This is a genomic window from Streptomyces sp. CY-1 (assembly GCF_047218265.1).
Lineage (GTDB): Bacteria > Actinomycetota > Actinomycetes > Streptomycetales > Streptomycetaceae > Streptomyces > Streptomyces niphimycinicus.
This window is the reverse complement of the sequence record NZ_CP178393.1, coordinates 1,174,896-1,196,295: the sequence shown is the minus strand read 5'-3', so window position 1 is coordinate 1,196,295 and position 21,400 is coordinate 1,174,896. Positions and strand designations below refer to the sequence as shown.

Genomic DNA, 21,400 nt, shown 5'->3' with positions numbered 1-21,400 from the left:
GCCGTCGAGTTCGACTCCGAGCGAGTCCAGCACCGCGTTGAGAGGGCTGTCCTGTGGAGAATGAAGAGAAACTTCGTCATTACCTCAAAGAGGTCACGAAGGATCTGCGGCAGACCCGCCAGCGCTTGCAGGACATCGAGGCGAAGAGCCACGAGCCCATTGCGATCATCGGCATGAGCTGCCGTTTCCCCGGTGGCATCGCGACGCCGGAAGCGTTGTGGGACCTGGTGCGCGACGGTGGCGACGCGGTGTCGGAATTCCCGGTCGACCGTGGCTGGGACACGGAAGGTCTCTACGACCCGGAGGGCAGTTCCGGGAAGTCGGTCACCCGCTACGGCGGATTCCTCCATGGCATCGCCGATTTCGACGCGGCGCTCTTCGGGATATCCCCCCGGGAGGCCATCGCGATGGACCCGCAGCAGCGGCTGATGCTGGAGACTGCCTGGGAAGCGTTCGAGCGGGCCGGTGTCAACCGTGACGCCGTGCGGGGCAGCCTGACCGGGGTGTTCATCGGCACCAACGGCCAGGACTACGCGACGCTGCTCAGCGCGGCGCGGGACGATGTGCAAGGCCACCTCGGCACGGGCAGCGCGGCCAGCGTCCTCTCGGGACGAGTGGCCTACGCCTTCGGTCTCGAAGGGCCGACGGTCACCGTGGACACCGCGTGCTCGTCCTCTCTGATCGCCCTGCATCTGGCCGTCCGGGCGCTGCGCAACGGGGAGTGCGAGCTGGCGCTGGCGGGCGGCGTCACGGTGATGACGACGACGAACACCTTCGTCGAGCTGTCCAAACAGGGCGGGCTGGCGCCGGACGGCCGGTCCAAGGCGTTCGCGGCGGGCGCGGACGGCACCGGCTGGGGTGAGGGCGCCGGGATGCTGCTGGTGGAGCGGCTGTCCGACGCCGAACGGCACGGCCACCCGGTACTGGCGGTGGTGCGTGGCACCGCCGCCAACCAGGACGGCGCGTCGAACGGGCTGACCGCGCCCAACGGGCCCTCCCAGCGCCGGGTCATCCGCGCGGCACTGTCCGACGCCCAGCTCTCCACCGGCGATGTCGACGTGGTGGAGGCGCACGGCACCGGCACCAGGCTCGGGGACCCGATCGAGGCACAGGCCCTGCTGGACACCTACGGTCAGGATCGGGACCTGCCGTTGTGGCTGGGATCGGTCAAGTCGAACCTGGGCCACACCCAGGCCGCCGCGGGCGTCGCCGGGGTCATCAAGATGGTGCTCGCCATGCGCCACGGCGTACTGCCGCGCACCCTGCACGTGGACGAGCCGACCCCGCATGTGGACTGGTCCGCCGGCGCGGTGCGCCTGCTCACGGAGCGGACTCCCTGGCCGGAGAACGACCGTCCGCGCAGGGCGGGAGTCTCCGCCTTCGGCGTGAGTGGCACCAACGCCCACGCGATCCTGGAACAGGCACCGGAGGCCGAGCGCACCGATCCGCCGCGGACCGAACCGGTGGCGGTGCCCTGGGTGCTCTCGGGCCAGGGCGAGGCCGGTCTGCGCGCGTTCGCGGCCCGGCTCGCCACCGTGGCCACCGAAGCGGACCCCAGCGACCTCGGATGGACCCTCGCCGCCACCCGCTCGGCGCTGTCACACCGCGCCGTGGTCATCGGATCCACCCCGTCGGACCTGCTGAACGGCCTTGCCGCGGTGGCCGCCGGAGACCCGGCCCCGAACGTGGTGGAGGGAGTGGCCGGTCCCGACACCGGCGTGGTGTTCGTCTTTCCCGGCCAGGGCTCGCAGTGGGCCGGTATGGCCGTGGAACTGCTGGACTCCTCCCCGGCCTTCGCCCGCCGGTTCGCCCAGTGCGCCCGTGCACTGGAGACGCATCTCGACTGGTCCATCGAGGACGTGGTGCGCTCCGTGCCCGGTGCGCCCTCGCTCGACCTCATCGAGGTCGTCCAGCCGGTTCTGTTCACCATGATGGTGTCCCTCGCCGAGCTGTGGTCCTCCTACGGGATCACTCCCTCCGCCGTGGTCGGGCACTCCCAGGGCGAGATCGCGGCCGCCTGTGTGGCCGGGGCGCTGTCGCTGGAGGACGCGGCCAAGGTGGTGGTGTTGCGCAGCCGCCTGTTCGCCGAAACGCTGGTGGGCAACGGTGCGATCGCCTCGGTCGCCCTGCCGGCGGAACAACTGGCCACCCGGATCGAGCCGTGGGGCGAACGCCTCGCGGTGGCCGGGGTGAACGGGCCCGCGGCGGCCACGGTGGCCGGCGACCCGCAAAGTCTCCAGGAGTTCGTGGCCGCATGCCAGGCGGACGGCGTACGCGCGCGTGTCGTGCCCGCCACGGTGGCATCCCATGGCCCTCAGGTGGAACCGCTGCGCGAACGGCTGCTCGCTCTGCTGGCCGACGTGGCGCCCCGCCAGTCCACCGTGCCGTTCTACTCCACGGTGACCGGCGGACTCCTGGACACCACCGAACTCGACGCGGACTACTGGTTCTGGAACGCCCGCAAGCCCATCGACTTCCTGGGCGCGCTCCAGGCCCTGTTCTCCGACGGCCACCGCGTCTTCGTGGAATCGAGCACCCACCCCGCCCTGACCATGGGCATCCAGGACACGGCGGACGCCTCCGGCGAATCCGTGGTGGTCACCGGCTCGCTGCGCCGTGGCCAGGGCGGGCTCGCCCAGTTCTTCTCGGCCATGGCGCGGCTTCAGGTGCACGGCATACGGGTGGACTGGCCCGCGGCCTTCGGCGAGGCGCGGCGGGTGGAGCTGCCGACCTACCCGTTCCAGCGGGAGCGTTACTGGCTGACGCCCCGGCCCGGGCACGGTGACGCCTCCGCGCTGGGGCTGGGCGCGCTCGACCACCCCCTCCTCGGGGCCACGGTCGCGCTGCCCGAGTCCGGCGGCTGCCTGCTCACCGGTCGGCTGTCCCTGGCCACCCACTCCTGGCTGGCCGATCACGCCCTCTCCGGTGCGGTGTTGCTGCCGGGGACGGGGTTTGTGGAGTTGGTGTTGCAGGCGGGGTTGGGGTTGGGGTGTGGGGTGGTTGAGGAGTTGACGTTGGAGGGGCCGTTGGTGTTGCCGGAGCGGGGTGAGGTGGAGGTTCAGGTTTCGGTGGGTGGTGCCGGTGAGGGGGGTCGCCGGTCGGTGTCGGTGTTTTCGTGTCGGGAGGGTGAGTGGGTTCGGCATGCGGTGGGTGTGGTGGGGGTGGCGGGTGGTGGGGTGTCGGCTGTGGAGGTGTGGCCGCCGGTGGGTGCGGAGCGGGTTGGGGTGGAGGGGGTTTATGAGGCGTTGGCGGAGCGGGGGTATGCGTATGGGCCGGTGTTCCAGGGGTTGCGGGAGGCCTGGCGCCGGGGAGACGAGGTCTTCGTCGAGGTGGCGGTGGCCCAGGAGGCCCGGGGGGACGCGGCCCGGTGCGCGATCCATCCCGCGCTGCTCGATGCCGCGCTCCATGGGGTGCGATTCGGCGACTTCGTAACCGACGACGGCCAGGCTTATGTGCCGTTCTCCTGGAGCGGCGTCACGTTGCACGCGGTCGGTGCGACGGTCCTGCGCGTCACCCTGACCCCGGCCGGCCGCGACGCGATCGCCCTCCGGGCCACGGATGTCACCGGCGCGCCCGTCCTGTCGGCACGCTCACTGGCTCTGCGGCCGGTCTCCGCTCAGCAGCTCAACGACGGGCGGGGGAGCAGGACCGATGCGTTGTATCGGGTGGAGTGGGTGGATGTGGGTGTGTGTGGGGTGGGGTCGGTTGTGGAGTGGGGTGAGGTGGTTTCGGGTGGTGTGGTGCCGGGGTGTGTGGTGTTGTCGGGGGTTGATGTGGTGGGTGTGTTGGAGGTTTTGCGGTTGTGGGTGGGGGATGAGCGGTTTGGTGGTTCGCGGTTGGTGGTGGTGACGCGGGGTGCGGTGTCTGTGGGTGGTGAGGGTGTGGTGGATGTGGGTGGTGGTGCGGTGTGGGGGTTGGTGCGTTCGGCGCAGTCGGAGCATCCGGGTCGGTTTGTGTTGGTGGATGTGGGTGTTGATGGGGATGTGGGTGTGGTTGCGGATGTGGTGGGGTTGGGTGAGTCGGAGGTTGCGGTGCGTGGGGGTCGGGTGTGGGTGCCGCGTTTGGTGGGTGTGAGTGCGGCTGGTGCTGGTGGGGGTGCTGGTGCTGGTGGGGGTGTGGTGGCTGGTGTTAGGGGTGGTGTGGCGTTGGTGACGGGTGGGACGGGGTTGTTGGGTGGTTTGGTGGCGCGTCATTTGGTGTCGGTGTATGGGGTGGGTGAGGTGGTGTTGGTGAGTCGTCGGGGGTGGGGTGCGCCGGGTGTTGGGGGTTTGGTTGGGGAGTTGGAGGGGTTGGGTGCTCGGGTGCGGGTGGTGGCGTGTGATGTGGGGGATCGGGGTGCGGTGGCGGAGTTGGTGGGGTCGGTTGAGGGGTTGAGTGTGGTGGTGCATGCGGCGGGTGTGGTGGATGACGGGGTGGTGGGTTCGTTGGATGGGGGTCGGTTGGTGGGGGTGTTGGGGCCGAAGGCGTTGGGGGCTTGGTATTTGCATGAGTTGACGTGTGGGTTGGATCTGTCGGCGTTTGTGTTGTTCTCGTCGGCGGCGGGTGTGTTGGGGAATGCGGGGCAGGGGAGTTATGCGGCGGCGAATGGGTTTCTGGATGCGTTGGCTGTTCATCGGCGGGGGCAGGGGTTGCCGGGGGTGTCGATCGCGTGGGGGTTCTGGCAAGAACGCAGCGAGCAGACCGAGCACCTGACGGGCGACGATCTGGCGCGTGCCCACGCGGTCCCGATGCCCACCTCCCAGGCACTGGAACTGTTCGACGCGGCGCTCGCCGCCGATGAGGCGATGGTGCTGGCCGCACCGCTGGACCTCCAGGCATGGGCGGGCACCGACAATCTGCCCGCCGTCCTACGCGACCTGGTCCGCCCGCGGATCCGGCGTGCTGCCCAGGCAGTAGACGTCCCCGACTCGGCCTCCGCGCTCGAACACCGGCTGGCCGCCGTGGACCGCGCCGAGTGGGATCAGGCCGTACTCGACCTCGTGCGCAATCACATCGCGGCGGTACTGCGCCACGCGTCCACGGAATCGGTCGACACCGCGCGGACCTTCCAGGAAATCGGCTTCGACTCGCTGACCGCGGTGGAACTGCGCAACCGGATCAGCGCGGCCACCGGCGTACGGCTGCCCGCCACCGCCGTCTTCGACTATCCGACACCGCATGCGCTCGCCGAGCATCTGCTGGCCGAAGTCCTCGGCACGGACAGCGGCGCCGTCGTCACACCGGCCGGGGGCTCGCTCGTCGCCGACGATCCGATCGTGATCGTCGGAATGAGCTGCCGCTACCCCGGCGGGATCACCTCACCGGAAGCGCTGTGGGACCTGGTGCGCTCGGGCGGCGACGCGATATCCGTCCTGCCGACCGACCGCGGCTGGGACCTGGACAGTCTCTACGATCCGGATCCGGATCGCCCCGGTACGTCGTATGCCCGCAGCGGTGGATTCGTCTACGACGCGGCCGAGTTCGACGCCGGGTTCTTCGGGATCTCGCCGCGCGAGGCCGCGGCCATGGACCCGCAGCAGCGGCTGCTCCTGGAGACATCATGGGAGGTGTTCGAGCGCGCGGGTATCCCCGCCACCTCCGTCAAGGGCGAGCGGATCGGTGTGTTCACCGGCGTGATGCACCACGACTACCTCACCCGACTGTCGACCACTCCGGACGGTGTCGAGGGGTATCTGGGCACGGGCGCGGCGGCCGGCGTCGCCTCGGGCCGCGTGGCCTACACCTTCGGCCTCGAGGGCCCGGCCGTCACCGTGGACACGGCCTGCTCGTCGTCGCTGGTGGCACTGCACCTCGCCATACAGGCGCTGCGCCTCGGCGAGTGCTCGCTCGCGCTGGCCGGTGGCGTGACGGTGATGTCCACCCCCACCGTCTTCGTGGAATTCTCCCGCCAGCGCGGGCTCGCACCGGACGGCACCTGCAAGGCGTTCGCGGGAGCGGCGGACGGCACCGGCTTCGCAGAAGGCATCGGCATGCTGCTGGTCGAACGGCTTTCTGATGCTGAGCGCCATGGGCATCCGATCCTTGCGGTGGTGCGGGGTTCTGCGGTGAATCAGGATGGTGCGTCGAATGGGTTGACGGCGCCGAATGGTCCGTCGCAGCAGCGGGTGATCCGGCAGGCGCTGGCCGGCGCCGGGCTCGCCACTCGGGATGTCGATGCGGTGGAGGCGCACGGTACGGGGACCACGCTGGGTGATCCGATCGAGGCGCAGGCCCTGTTGGCCACGTACGGTCAGGATCGGGATCCGGATCGGCCGTTGCTGCTGGGTTCGGTGAAGTCGAATATTGGTCATACGCAGGCGGCGGCGGGTGTGGCCGGTGTGATCAAGATGGTGATGGCGATGCGCCACGGTGTGCTGCCGCAGAGCCTCCACATCGATGAGCCGACCCCGCATGTGGACTGGTCCAGCGGCGCGGTGCGGCTCCTGGGCGAGCAGACGGCGTGGCCGGAGGCCGGACGGCCCCGTCGCGCCGGAGTCTCATCGTTCGGCATCAGTGGAACGAACGCACACCTGATTATCGAGCAGGCGCCGATGTCGACGGCCGCGGAGCGGCCCGACGACGCCGAAGCAGGCGCGACGGTCCCGTGGATCGTCTCGGGCCGGGACCGGCGCGCCGTTCGCGCACAGGCGGAACGACTGCGCGCACACCTGATGAGCCACCCAGACGGGAACGTGGCGGACATCGGCTTCTCGCTGTTCACCAGCCGCGCGACGCTGGAACATCGGGCGGTGGTGCTCGGCGGCGATCACACCGCACTGCTGGCCGGACTGGCGGCCCTGGCACAGGACGAACCGGCACCGGGCGTGGTGGAGGTAGCGGACGCGGCCGAGCCGGGACGCTCGGTGGTGTTCGTCTTCCCGGGGCAGGGGTCGCAGTGGGTCGGGATGGCGTTGGAGTTGCTGGAGTCCTCGCCGGTGTTCGCGCGGCGGATGGGCGAATGTGCGGATGCGCTGGCTCCGCTGGTGGAGTGGTCGCTGTCGGACGTGCTGGCGGATGAACGAAAGCTGGCTCGTGTCGATGTGGTGCAGCCGGTGCTGTGGGCGGTGATGGTGTCCCTGGCGGAGTTGTGGCGTTCGTACGGTGTGGTGCCGTCGGCCGTGGTGGGTCACTCACAGGGCGAGATCGCGGCGGCGTGTGTTGCGGGTGGTTTGTCGCTGGCGGACGGGGCGCGGGTGGTGGTGCTGCGCAGCAAGGCGCTGCTGGCGTTGTCGGGTCGGGGTGGGATGGTGTCCGTCCCGGTGCCCGCCGACCAACTGCGCGACCGCCCCGGGCTGTCGGTGGCGGCGGTGAACGGCCCCGCGACGACGGTGGTGTCCGGTGCGGATGAGGTGCTGGACACGGTGCTTGCGGAGTTCCCGGAGGCCAAGCGGATCCCGGTGGACTACGCCTCCCACTCGCCCCAGATCGACGGGATCCGTGATGAACTGCTGACGGCCCTGGCGTCCATCGAGCCGCGCACCGGAACGACCCTCTTCCACTCCACGGTGGCCGGACGGCCCATCGACACCGCGCAACTGGACGCGGACTACTGGTATCGCAATCTGCGCGAGACAGTGGAGCTCGAGCAGGTCACCCGTGGCGCGCTGGAGGGCGGCCACCACACCTTCATCGAGATCAGCCCTCACCCCGTCCTGACCACGGGCCTGCGCGAAACGCTCGACGACGCGGGCGCGAACGGCGGACTCGTACTGGCCTCACTGCGCCGGGACGACGGTGGCCTCGTCCGCTTCCTCAGCGCGTTGGCCGAGGCGTACGCACACGGTGTCGAGGTCGACTGGCTGCCGCTGTTCCCCGGCGCCCGCCGGGTGGACCTGCCGACGTACGCCTTCCAACGGGAGCGCTACTGGCTGGACGCCCCGCCGCCCGAGATCTCCACCGGCACGGTCGACACGGACTTCTGGGACACCGTCGAGCGTGAGGACCTCGAATCGCTCGCCGGGGCGCTCCGCGTCGACGGGCAGTCGCTGCGCGAAGTGGTGCCCGCCCTGTCCCAGTGGCGGCGCGAACGCCGTGATGTCTCCACCATCGACTCATGGCGGTACAAGATCCGCTGGAAGCCGCTCACCGCGCCCGCCACATCGCCGGCGGGCACCTGGCTGGTCGTGGTCTCCCATGCGGAGGCCGAGCACGAGTGGGTCGCGGGGGTGACCGGTGCACTGATCCGCCACGGTGCCGAGCCCGTCATGGTCGTTCTCGGCGAGCCCGAACTGGACCGTGCCACGCTGGCCGACCGGCTGGGCGCCGTTCTGGCCGACACCCCCCGGATCAGCGGTGTGGTGTCGCTGACCGCGCTGGACGAAAGCCCGCACCCCGCGTACCCCTCGGTCCCCCAGGGATACGCGATGACGCTGTTGCTTTCGCAGGCGCTCGGAGACGCCGGTCTGGAAGCCCCGATGTGGTGCCTCACCCAGCGTGGCGTCTCGCTCGGCTACGGCGTCGGCGTCGGTGGCGGTGCAGGAAGCGATGCCAAAACCGGTGGCGAAGGCCACCTGGCCGTCCGCCGAAAGCAGGCCCTGGCCTGGGGCCTCGGCAAGGTGATCGCCCTGGAACAGCCGCTGCGCTGGGGCGGTTTGATCGACCTGCCCGAGAGCGTGGACCCGCGTACCCAGGACCACCTGGCCGGTGTGCTGTCCGGCACCTCGGGCGAGGATCAGGTGGCGATCCGACCGAGTGGGCTCTTCGGCCGGAGGCTGGCGCATGCGCCGGCCCGCGAGCGCGGCGGGGCCTGGCAACCTCGCGGCACCGTACTGGTCACCGGCGGCACCGGAGCGTTGGGTGGCCATGTCGCCCGATGGCTGGCCGGCCGGGGCGCCGAACATGTGGTGCTGACCAGCCGCCGGGGCATGGCCGCGCCGGGCGCCGAGCGGCTGGCCGGAGAACTGGAGGCGCTCGGCGCCCGGGTGACGGTGGCGGCGTGCGACGTCGGCGACCGGGACGCCCTGGCCGCGTTGCTGGCCGAGGTCGGACCGCTGACCGCGGTGGTGCACACCGCGGCGGTGCTCGATGACGGCACCCTGAACTCGCTCACCACCGAGCAACTGCAACGAGTGCTGCGCGTCAAGACCGACGGCGCGGTGCATCTGCACGAACTGACCCGGGACATGGATCTGTCCGCCTTCGTCCTCTTCTCCTCGCTGTCGGGCACACTGGGCGCACCCGGACAGGGCAACTACGCACCCGGCCATGTCTTCGTGGACACGCTGGCCGAGCAGCGCCGCGCCGAGGGCCTGGCCGCCACCTCCATCGCCTGGGGTCTGTGGGCCGGTGACGGCATGGGCGAGGGCGGGGTGGGCGAGGTGGCCCGCCGCCACGGCGTACCGGAGATGGCGCCGGAGATGGCGGTCGCGGCCATGGCACGCGCCGTCGAGCAGGACGACACCGTCGTCACGGTCGCCGAGATCGACTGGGACCGGCACTATGTCGCCTTCACCGCGACCCGCCCCAGCCCGCTGCTGTCCGAACTCCCTGAGGTACGGGCGCTGATCGACGCCGGAGTCGGTCAGGAGAGCGCCGAGCCGGGCCACGAGCGCTCGGAATTCGCCGAGCGGATCGCCGGGATGGCCGACGCCGACCGGGATCGCGCGGTGCTGGACCTGGTCCGGCGCCATGTCGCGGTCGTGCTCGGGCACGCCGGCCCGGACGCGATCGACCCCGGCCGGGCCTTCCAGGAGAGCGGCTTCGACTCGGTCACCGCGGTCGAACTGCGTAACCGGCTCAACCGGGCCACCGGCCTCCGGCTGCCGGCCACCCTGACGTACGACCAGCCCACCCCGCTGGCGATGGCGGAGTACCTCTGCGGCGAACTGCTGCACGGTGGCCAGGACCGCTCGGCCCCGGCCGTCCCGGTCCAGGCGATCGGCGCGGTGGACGACGAGCCCATCGCGATCGTCGGGATGAGCTGCCGCTTCCCGGGGGACGTCATGTCTCCCGAGGATCTGTGGCGTCTGCTCGCCGACGGCTCCGACGCCATCGGCCCGTTCCCCGAGAACCGGGGCTGGGACACCGCGAACCTGTTCCACCCGGACCCCGACCACCGGGGCACCTCCTCCACCCGAGCGGCCGCGTTCGTCGCCGGAGCCGGTGAGTTCGACGCCGGATTCTTCGGGATCTCCCCGCGCGAAGCGGTGGCGATGGACCCGCAACAGCGGCTGCTGCTCGAGGTGTCATGGGAGGCGCTGGAGCGGGCCGGCATCGACCCCACGACGCTGCGGGGCAGCGAGACCGGCGTGTTCACGGGAACGAACGGCCAGGACTACGCGGCCCTGCTGAAGGCGGACGAGACGGGCGACTTCGAGGGCCGGGTGGGCACGGGCAACTCGGCATCGGTGATGTCCGGCCGGGTCTCCTACGTCCTTGGTCTCGAAGGCCCCGCGCTGACCGTGGACACGGCGTGTTCATCGTCGCTGGTGGCCCTGCACCTGGCGGTACGGGCCCTGCGGTCCGGCGAGTGCTCGCTGGCCCTGGCGGGTGGCGCGAGCGTCATGACGACCGCCGGTATCTTCGTGGAATTCTCCCGCCAGCGTGCCCTGGCTGCCGATGGACGCTGCAAGGCGTTCGCGGCGGCGGCGGACGGCACCGGCTGGGGCGAGGGCGCCGGAATGCTGGTGGTGGAGCGGCTGTCCGATGCCGAGCGCCATGGGCATCCGATCCTTGCGGTGGTGCGGGGTTCTGCGGTGAATCAGGATGGTGCGTCGAATGGGTTGACGGCGCCGAATGGTCCGTCGCAGCAGCGGGTGATCCGGCAGGCGCTGGCGAACGCCCGCTTGTCCACGGTGGATGTGGACGCGGTGGAGGCGCACGGTACGGGTACGACGCTGGGTGATCCGATCGAGGCGCAGGCGTTGTTGGCCACCTACGGTCAGGGCCGGGATCCGGAGCGGCCGGTGCTCCTGGGTTCGATCAAGTCGAATATTGGTCATACGCAGGCGGCGGCGGGTGTGGCCGGTGTGATCAAGATGGTGATGGCGATGCGCCACGGTGTGCTGCCGCAGAGCCTTCACATCGATGAGCCGACTCCTCATGTGGACTGGTCCACCGGCGCGGTGGAACTCCTGAGCGCGCGGAAGGCATGGCCGGAGGCCGGACGGCCCCGCCGCGCCGGAGTGTCCGCATTCGGGGTGAGCGGCACGAACGCCCATGTGATCCTGGAGCAGGCCCCCGAGCCGGTCTCCGAGCCCGAGCTCTCGCCGGAACGCGACGGCTCTGGGGTCGTCCCGTGGGTGGTGTCGGGTGCGAGCGAAGCCGGTGTCCGCGCACAGGCCGAGCGCCTCATGGCCTTTGTCGGCGACCGGCCGGACCTGAGCCCGGTGGATGTCGGCTGGTCGCTGGCGTCGACCCGCGCCGCCTTGCCACACCGTGCCGTGGTCGTCGGCGCTGACCGCGATGACCTCCTCCGTGGGCTGGCGGCCGTGGCCAGTGGCGGCGCCGCGATCGGCGAGGCCGGATCGCCTACTGGAGTGGTGTTTGTCTTCCCGGGTCAGGGGTCGCAGTGGGTCGGGATGGCGTTGGAGTTGCTGGAGTCCTCGCCGGTGTTCGCGCGGCGGATGGGCGAGTGCGCCGATGCGCTGGCTCCGCTGGTGGAGTGGGCGCTGCCGGATGTGCTGGCGGATGAACGAGCGCTGGGCCGGGTGGATGTGGTGCAGCCGGTGCTGTGGGCGGTGATGGTGTCGCTGGCGGAGTTGTGGCGTTCGTACGGTGTGGTGCCGTCGGCGGTGGTGGGTCATTCGCAGGGTGAGATCGCGGCGGCGTGTGTGGCAGGTGGTCTGTCCTTGGCGGATGGCGCGCGGGTGGTGGTGCTGCGCAGCAAGGCGTTGCTGGCGTTGTCGGGTCGGGGTGGGATGGTGTCGGTCCCGGTGCCCGCCGACCAAGTGCGCGACCGCCCCGGGCTGTCGGTGGCGGCGGTGAACGGCCCGGCGTCCACGGTGGTGTCGGGTGCGGTCGACGTGCTGGATGCCGTGCTCGCGGAGTTCCCGGAGGCCAAGCGGATCCCGGTGGACTACGCCTCGCACTCCCCACAGGTGGAGGAGATCCAGGAAGAACTGGCCCAGGCTCTGGCGGGCGTGGAGCCGCGCGGCGGGCAGGTTCCGTTCTATTCGACGGTGACCGGGCGGCTGACGGACACCGCGGAGCTGGACGCCGGGTACTGGTACCGAAACCTGCGCGAGACCGTGGAGTTCCAGTCCACGATCGAGGGATTGCTGGAGCTCGGACACACGGTATTTGTCGAGGCCAGCCCGCATCCGGTGCTGACCATCGGCATCCAGGACACCGCCGACGCCACCGACACCCCCATCATCACCACCGGATCGCTGCGCCGCGACAACGGCGGCCCGGTCTCCTTCCTCGGCACCGTCGGCAGGCTGTTCACCGAGGGTGTGCCGGTGGACTGGCGGCCGCTGTTCGCCGAGGCGGGGGCGCGGAGGGTCGATCTCCCGACCTATGCGTTCCAGCATGAGTGGTTCTGGCTGGATCCGGTGTGTGGCGCGACCGATGTCGCAGGCGCGGGCCTTGTCGGTCTCGATCACCCCTTGCTGAGCGCGGTGTTGCCACTGCCCGAATCCGACGGCTGTGTGCTGACCGGCTCGCTCTCCATGGCCACCCACCCCTGGCTGCGCGATCACACCGTCCTGGACAGGGTGTTGCTGCCGGGCACCGGATTCGTGGAGCTGGCCGTACAAGCGGGGCTGCACATGGACTGCCGCACGCTGGACGAGCTGACCCTCCAGGCGCCGCTCGTGCTGCCCGCACACGGAGACGTACAGATCCAGGTGGCGGTCGGCGGACCGGACGAGAGCGGTCGCCGGTCGGTCACCGTGTACTCCAGGCCGGGCCGGGACCGGGCCTGGGTACGGCACGCCACCGGCACCATCAGCCCCGGTGACGACACGGCTCCCGTGGACCGGATGGCGTGGCCGCCGGAGGACGCCACACGGGTCGATCTCACCGATGTCTACGCCGAGATGAGCACCCGCGGTTACGCGTACGGGCCCGTCTTCCAGGGGCTGCACACGGCATGGCGGCGCGGTGACGAGGTGTTCGCCGAGGTGGCCTTGGACGAGAGGGCCGCGAGCGACGCGGGCCGCTTCGGCGTCCATCCCGCCCTGCTGGACGCCGCCCTGCACGGCGCCGGACTGGGCGCGTTCGTGGCCGAACCAGGCCGACCGCACCTTCCGTTCGCCTGGACCGGTGTCACCCTGCACGCCGTCGGTGCCACCACCTTGCGGGTCGCGCTGTCACCGGCGGGCCCGGACGCCATCTCGCTCCTGGCGATGGACGGCACCGGGGCACCGGTGCTGTCGGCGGAGTCTCTGGTCCTGCGTCCGGTGTCCGACGGCGGGCTCGGCGATGCCCACTATGACGCGCTGTTCCGGGTGGACTGGACCGAACTCGCCCTGCCCGGCTCGCCCGACAACTCGGCCGAAGAGGACTCCCCCGCCATCGAGTCGGCGGCCCAACTGGCCGAGCTGGCGACGGTCCAGCCCCAAGCCGGGGCGGTGGTGTTCAGGCTTTCCGCCGCTGAGGAGAGTCCGGCGGGTGTGTACGCCCTCAGCAGCCACGTCCTCGAGGTCGCGCAGGCGTGGCTGGCGGACGACCGGTTCGGGGACGCCCGCCTCGTCGTGATGACGCGGGGCGCGGTCGCGGCCATGGCCGGTGAGAATCCGGAGAGCCTCGCCGCCGCCGCGGTCTGGGGTCTCATACGCACCGCGCAGACCGAGAACCCCGGCCGTTTCGTGCTCGTGGACACGGTGGACGAGGATCCATCCGTATGGTCCGCGCTCCCGGCATTGCTCACCGTCGACGAACCGCAGGTGGCCATCCGGGCCGGGAAGGCGCTGGTACCCAGGCTGGTACGGGCCACCCCGCCGGCGTTGCCGATCCCGGCGGAAACGGACACCTGGCGGCTGGAGGCCGACGGCGAGGGCACTTTGGAGCACCTGGTCCTCGCGCCCTGCGCGGAGGTGTCCAGGCCACTGGCCGCGGGCGAGGTCCGGGTGGCCATGCACGCGGCCGGGGTCAACTTCCGTGACGTCCTCCTGGCCTTGGGGATGTACCCGGACAAGGCCGGTCTGCTGGGCAGCGAAGGCGCCGGAACGGTGCTGGAGGTCGGCTCCGGAGTAGCCGGAATGGCACCCGGGGACCGGGTGATGGGTCTGTTCTCCGGGGCCTTCGGGCCGGTGGCGATCACCGACCACCGGCTGGTGGCCCCGATCCCGGCCGACTGGTCCTTCCCGCGGGCCGCCGCCACCCCGATCGCCTTCCTCACCGCGATGTACGCGTTGGTCGACCTTGCCGATGTGCGCAGCGGCGAGTCCGTGCTGGTGCACGCGGCAGCCGGTGGCGTCGGAATGGCGGCAGTGCAGGTGGCCCACTGGCTGGGCGCCGAGGTGTTCGCCACCGCCAGTCCGGCCAAATGGGATGCGGTGCGCGAATGCGGTGTCGCCCCGCAGCGGATCGCGTCCTCCCGCTCGACGGAGTTCGCGGAACACTTCCGCTCGGACGCACCGGACGGGGTGGACGTCGTACTCAACTCGCTGACCGGCGAACTCCTCGACTCCTCACTCGGACTGCTGCGCCCCGGCGGGCGGCTGATCGAGATGGGCAGGACCGACCTCCGGGACGCCGACGAGGTGATGGCGCGCCACGGCGTGGCGTACCGGGCCTTTGAGCTGCTCGACGCCGGCCCCGACCGGATCCACCGACTACTCACCGAACTGCTCTCCCTGTTCCACCAGGGCGTGTTCACCCCGCTGCCACTGCGGATCCAGGACGTACGGCAGGCGGATGACGCCTTCCGCCAGCTCTCCCAGGCGCGGCACATCGGCAAACTGGCCCTCACCATCCCGCGACCGCTCTCCGGCGGCACCGTACTGATCACCGGCGGCACCGGGACTCTGGGCGGGCTGGTGGCTCGCCATCTGGTGCACGAGCACGAGGTGACGGAACTGGTGCTGGCCGGCCGTCGCGGCAACACCGCTCCGGACGTGGCGGAGCTGGTCGCCGACCTGGAAGCCGCCGGGGCGCACGTGCGCGTGGCCGCATGCGATGTGTCGGACCGGGACGCCATTGCCGCGTTGGTCGACTCGCTGCCGAATCTGCGGGGCGTGGTGCACACGGCCGGTGTCCTCGACGACGCCGTGATCGGGTCGCTCACCCCGGAGCGGCTGCGCACGGTGCTGCGCCCCAAGGCGGACGCCGCATGGCATCTGCACGAACTGACCCGGGACCGGGACCTGGCCGAGTTCGTGTTGTTCTCATCTGCTGCCGGTGTGCTCGGTGGCCCGGGGCAGGGCAATTACGCGGCGGCCAACGCCTTCCTGGACGCGCTGGCCGCACGCCGCCGGGCGCAGGGACTGCCCGCGACCTCCCTGGCCTGGGGCTTCTGGGAGCAGCGCAGCGGACTGACCGAACACCTGACCACCGACCGGCTCGCCCGATCCGGCGTCCGCTCGCTGTCCACCGAAGAGGGATTGGCCCTCTTCGACGCCGCCCGGGCGAACGGCGACACCCTGCTGGTGCCGATGCGGTACGAACCGTCCTCACCGGCCGCAGAGCCGGTGCCCGCCCTGCTGCGGGGCCTCGTACGCGCTCCGCTCGCAGCTCCGCTCGCCCGCGCCCTTCCGGGCCCGGCCGACGCGATGAACAACGATGGGTACGACGCTCTCGCGGGGCTGGCGGAGGACGAACGCCTCGCCGCTCTGCTCGACCTGGTCCGCCGGCAGGCGGCGGCCGTGCTCGGCCACGGCGGCCCGGAATCGGTGACCCCGCAGCGGCCGTTCAAGGAACTCGGCTTCGACTCGCTCTCCGCCGTGGAACTGCGCAACAGGCTGCGCACGGCGACCGGACGACGGTTGCAGGCCACCTTGATCTTCGACCACCCCACTCCGGCCGCGCTCGCCCGCCATCTCGACGCCGAGCTGTTCGGCTTCACGGATGGGGCGGTGTCCGTACCGGCACCCGTGGTGGCGCACCCGGCCGACGAGCCGATCGCCATCGTCGGCATGAGCTGTCGGCTCCCGGGTGGTGTGGACTCCCCGGAGTCGCTGTGGCGGCTGCTGGAGAGCGGCGCGGACGCCATATCGGAGCTCCCGGCCGACCGCGGCTGGGACCTTGACGCGCTCTACGACCAGGACCGGAGCCGGCCCGGCACGACATACGCCAGGACCGGCGGCTTCCTCGAGAACGCGGCGGACTTCGACGCGGGATTCTTCACCATCTCCCCTCGAGAGGCGCTGGCCGCCGACCCTCAGCAACGCCTGTGGCTCGAGGCGTGCTGGGAAGCCTTCGAACGCGCCGGTATCGATCCCCTCGCCCTGAAGGGCACCCGAACCGGGGTGTTCGCGGGCGCCGCTTCGACTACGTACGGCGCGGGCCAGGCCGCCACTCCGGACGGCTCCGAGGGATATCTGCTCACCGGGAACTCCACCTCCGTCATCTCCGGCCGCGTGGCCTACACCCTCGGCCTCGAAGGCCCCGCCGTCACCGTGGACACCGCGTGCTCCTCCTCGCTGGTCAGCGTGCACTGGGCCTGCGAGTCCCTGCGCCGTGGCGAAAGCACACTGGCGCTGGCGGGTGGCGTGGCCGTGATGACGACACCGGATCTGCTGGTGGAGTTCTCCCGCCAGCGCGGACTCGCACCGGACGGGCGGTGCAAGGCATTCGCCGCCGCCGCCGACGGCACCGGGTTCGCCGAAGGCGCCGGGGTGCTCGTCCTGGAGCGGCTGTCCGACGCCGAACGGAACGGCCACCGGGTGCTGGCGGTGGTGCGTGGTTCGGCCGTCAACCAGGACGGTGCATCCAACGGGCTGACGGCGCCGAATGGTCCGTCGCAGCAGCGGGTGATCCGGCAGGCGCTGGCGAGCGCCGGGCTTGCGGCTCGCGATGTGGATGCGGTGGAGGCGCACGGTACGGGGACGACGCTGGGTGATCCGATCGAGGCACAGGCCCTGTTGGCCACCTACGGTCAGGACCGGGACCCGGAGCGGCCGTTGCTGCTGGGCTCGGTGAAGTCCAACATCGGACACACCCAGGCGGCCGCGGGTGCCGCCGGACTCATCAAGATGGTTCTGGCCCTGCGCAACGGTGTGCTGCCACGAACCCTGCATGTCGATGAGCCCTCCCCGCACGTCGACTGGAACGCCGGGGCCATCGAGCTGCTGACCGAGCAGACCATGTGGCCCGACCAGGGCCGACCGCGCCGCGCCGGGGTGTCCGCGTTCGGAGTGAGCGGCACCAACGCCCATGTGATCCTCGAACAGGCACCGGAGCTGGACGAGAACGGTGAGTCGGACACCGAACGGGCGGGGCTGCCCGTGGTGCCATGGGTGCTCTCGGGCGCTGGGGCGGCCGGGCTACGGGCGCAGGCCCAGCGGTTGGCATCCTTCGTGCGGCAGAACCCCGAACTCGACCCGGTGGATGTGGGATGGTCCCTGGTCGAGACCCGCGCGACCCTGTCGCACCGCGGGGTCGTCGTGGGCGCGGACCGCGCGGAACTGCTGCGCGAGCTGGACGCCATCGAGACCGGCGGCGCTGCCCAGCCCGGTCGCTCGGTGGTGTTTGTCTTCCCGGGGCAGGGGTCGCAGTGGGTCGGGATGGCGTTGGGGCTGATGGAGTCCTCGCCGGTGTTCGCGGGGCGGATGCGTGAGTGTGCGGATGCGCTTGCTCCGTTGGTGGAGTGGTCGTTGTGGGATGTGCTGGGTGATGAGGTGGCGTTGGGACGGGTGGATGTGGTGCAGCCGGTGTTGTGGGCGGTGATGGTGTCGCTGGCGGAGTTGTGGCGTTCGTATGGTGTCGAGCCCGCTGCCGTGATCGGTCATTCGCAGGGTGAGATCGCGGCGGCGTGTGTGGCGGATGGTCTGACCTTGGCGGATGGCGCGCGGGTGGTGGCCTTGCGGAGCAAGGCGTTGCTGGCCCTGTCGGGTCGGGGCGGGATGGTGTCCGTCCCGGTGCCTGCTGACCGGCTGCGGGATCGTCCGGGGTTGTCGGTGGCGGCGGTGAATGGTCCGGCGTCGACGGTGGTGTCCGGTGGGGTTGAGGTGCTGGATGCGGTGTTGGTGGAGTTTCCGGAGGCCAAGCGGATTCCGGTGGATTACGCCTCGCATTCGGTGCAGGTGGAGGAGATCCGGGGAGAGCTGGCGGAGGCGCTGGCGGTCGTTAAGCCGCGTAGTGGGCGGGTGCCGTTCTATTCGACGGTGACCGGGCGGGTGATGGACACCGTGGAGTTGGATGCCGGGTATTGGTATCGGAATCTGCGCGAGACCGTGGAGTTCCAGGGCGCCGTTGAGACCCTCATACGCCAGGGTCACACGGTGTTCGTCGAGGCCAGCCCGCATCCGGTGCTGACCATCGGCATCCAGGACACCGCCGACGCGATGGGCACCAACATCGTGGCCACCGGTTCGCTCCGCCGTGACGAGGGAGGAGCGGATCGGTTCCTGACGTCGCTGGCCGAGGTGTCCATCCACGGTGTCGAGGTCAACTGGCAGACGGTCTTCGCCGGTACCGGTGCTCGGCGCGTCGACTTGCCCACCTATGCGTTCCAGCGTGAGCGGTTCTGGCTGACGCCTTCCACGCGCACCGGCGACGCATCCGGACTGGGACTGGGAGCCGTTGACCATCCGCTGTTGGGCGCGGCGGTGCCGCTCCCGGACGCGGATGGCTGTGTGCTGACCGGTGCGCTGTCGCTGGCCGGGCAGCCGTGGCTGGCCGACCACGCCGTCCTCGGAATGGTGCTTCTTCCGGGCACCGCGTTCGTGGAACTCGCGCTTCAGGCGGGGGCGCGGTTCGGCTGCGACACACTGGAAGAGCTGACGCTGCATGAGCCGCTTGTCGTGCCCGACCAGGAGACTGTGCAGCTCCAGGTGTCGGTCGGAGGCCCGGATCACCTCGAAAACCGCCCCCTCACGGTGTTCTCCCGCCGCGAGGGCGACTGGATACGCCACGCCGGGGGCACGCTGCGCGCGGGCGAGCATGGCGATCCGCCCGCGAACCTGTCTTCCTGGCCACCGGTCGGTGCCCAGCCGGTCGACGTCACCGAGCTGTACCCGGCGATGGCCGAGCGGGGCTATCAGTACGGCCCTGCCTTCCATGGTCTGCGGGCGGCGTGGATTCGTGACGGCGAGGTGTTCCTGGACGTGGCGTTGCCCGAGCAGATAGCAGGCGACGCCGCCCGATGCGGAGTGCATCCCGCGTTGCTGGACGCGGCCCTACAGGGCATCGGCCTGGGCGCCTTCGTGAGCGAGCCGGGTCAGGCCCATCTCCCCTTCTCCTGGAGCGGGGTGACCCTGCACGCGGTGGGTGCGACCACCCTGCGGGTGGCGCTCAGCCCGGCGGGTCCGGATACGGTGGCCATTCGGATGGCGGACACCTCCGGGGCGCCCGTGCTGTCCATCGACACGCTGGCGATGCGTCCGGTGGCGGAGAGCCGACTGCTCGAAGTGGCCGGTGGCAGCCGGAGCGACGCACTGTTCCGGCTGGACTGGAAGGAGCTTCCCCTCCCCACGGGCGCCGCCGGCTCGCAGGCTCTGTCCTGGGGACTGCTGGGCGGCCACGAGGAACCGCGGCTGACCGCCGCGCTGACCACGGCCGGTGTGTCGCCACAACGCCATCGGGACCTCGCCTCCGTCGGCCAGGTGCCGGATGTGCTGGTCCTGCCGTGTCTGCCCGAGGCGGCCGACGGTCCGGCCCCGGAAGCGATCTCGTCCACCCTGCGCCGAGTGCTGGAGGTGGTGCGGGATTGGCTCGCGGACGTGCGATTCACCGATACCCGCCTGGTGGTGCTCACTCGCCGCGCGGTGGCCACATCCACCGGGGACGACGTGGCGGATCTGGCGGCAGCCTCCGTACGGGGGCTCCTGCGCACCGCACAGCAGGAGAACCCCGACCGGCTCGTTGTGATCGACCACGACGACGATTCGAACCTCGGGGTGCTGCCCGCGGTGCTCGCGACAGGGGAACCCGAAGCGGCCATCCGGACCGGGACGGTACTGGTGCCCAGGCTGGTCAAGGCGCCCGTACCGGACGGGAAGACCCCCGCCTGGGACACCGGCACCGTACTGATCACCGGAGGGACGGGGACCCTCGGCGGTCTGGTCGCCCGCCACCTGGTGACCGTCCACGGCGCGAATGACCTGGTGTTGGCCAGTCGCGGCGGTGCCACCGCGGCCGGTGCCGCGGACCTGGCCGCCGAACTTGAGGCGCTCGGCGCCCGCATCCGCGTCGCCGCCTGCGATGTGGCCGATCGTGCCGAGCTGAGCGCCCTGCTTGCCACCATTCCGACGTTGCGCGCCGTCGTTCACACCGCCGGGGTGCTGGACGACGGTGTCATCGGCTCGATGACCGCCGAACGCGTGGACACCGTCCTACGGCCGAAGGCGAACGCGGCCTGGCACCTGCACGAGCTGACACGTCGGCTGGATCTGGACGCGTTCGTGCTGTTCTCCTCCGCCACCGGAGTGCTGGGCAGCGCCGGGCAGGGCAACTACGCCGCTGCCAACGCCTTCCTCGATGCGCTGGCCACCCACCGGCGGGCCCAGGGACTCGCCGCGGTGTCGGTGGCGTGGGGCCTGTGGCAGCGGCGCAGTGGCTTGACCGCACACCTGTCGGAGGAGGATGTGGCGCGGATGACCCGTACGGGCGCCGTTCCCCTGTCCGACGAGCGTGGTCTGGAGCTGTTCGACGCCGCGTGCCGAAGCGGCGAAGCCACCCTCGTGGCCACCCCGCTGCACCTGCGGGCGGTGGTGGCCACCGGCACGGTGCCACCCGTGCTGAGCGCGCTGGCACCGACCCCGCCGCGCCGGGCCGCCGAGGCCGGTGACGGTGGGGTGGCACTGCGGAAGAGCCTGGCCGAGATGCCGGACGCGGAACGGAGCCAGACCGTACTGGAGCTGGTACGCGGGCAGGTCGCCGCGGTGCTGCGGCACCCGGACGCGTCGGCGATCGATCCGTCGCGGACCTTCCAGGAGATCGGCTTCGACTCCCTGACCGCGGTGGAACTGCGCAACCGGCTGGGTGCCACCACCGGCATCAGGCTGGCCGCGACCGCGATCTTCGACTATCCGACCCCGGCGGCGCTGGCGGAACATGTGCTCGCCGAGGTTGCGCCGGAGACCGCCGACCCGGTCGCGGCGCGGCTCAGGGAGCTGGACAAGGTCGCCGCCATGATTTCAGTGATGGCGGAGGACGACACCATGCGTGAGCAGTTGTCCTCGCGGATGGAGACCATCGTTTCGATGTGGGCTGACCTGCACCGTCCGGCGCGGTCGAGCAACGTCGAGGGAGACCTGGAATCGGCCTCGCTCGACGACATGTTCGGAATCATCGACCAGGAACTCGATGGGTCATGAGCAGCGAGAACGTCCGACCGGGGATCGAGGGGACTGGCACGGGGATGTCGAACGACGAA

The 21,400-nt window shown here is 70.8% G+C and carries 1 protein-coding gene; it reads left to right on the top strand.

Going from position 1 to position 21,400, the window contains the following annotated elements; translation table 11 throughout:
• The first annotated feature begins 53 nt into the window (after window positions 1–53).
• Entirely contained in the window at window positions 54–21,341 is a 21,288-nt protein-coding gene (locus ACK1X7_RS04865) for a type I polyketide synthase (RefSeq protein WP_413114683.1), read from the top strand.
• The last annotated feature ends 59 nt before the right edge of the window (window positions 21,342–21,400 follow it).